This is a genomic window from Paraburkholderia sp. SIMBA_054, assembly GCF_046534875.1.
Lineage (GTDB): Bacteria > Pseudomonadota > Gammaproteobacteria > Burkholderiales > Burkholderiaceae > Paraburkholderia > Paraburkholderia hospita.
Genome location: NZ_JAWRXV010001843.1, coordinates 1 through 230, shown reverse-complemented (window position 1 = coordinate 230; position 230 = coordinate 1). Strand labels below are relative to the sequence as shown.

1 protein-coding gene is annotated in these 230 nt (G+C 52.6%); it reads right to left on the bottom strand.

All coding sequences use genetic code 11. The annotated features are described in order from the left end of the window. Positions 1–230 (bottom strand): LUD domain-containing protein (locus tag SB822_RS61420; protein ID WP_410859709.1); only part of this gene is annotated, 230 nt, incomplete at both ends.

Genomic DNA, 230 nt, shown 5'->3' with positions numbered 1-230 from the left:
CCAGGCATACCGAACCGGTCTCTGCCACCGCGAAATTACAGCCGGTAATACCTATTTCAGCACTGAGGAAATCTTCGCGGATTTTTTGCCGGATGAATAAGGTCATCGCTTCAGGCGTTTCCGGCCCCTCATAGCCCAGACGTTCGTGTAGCACTCGACGGATCTGATGGCGATCTTTATGAATTGCCGGGACCACAACATGAGATGGCGGATCTTGATCCAGCTGGAGA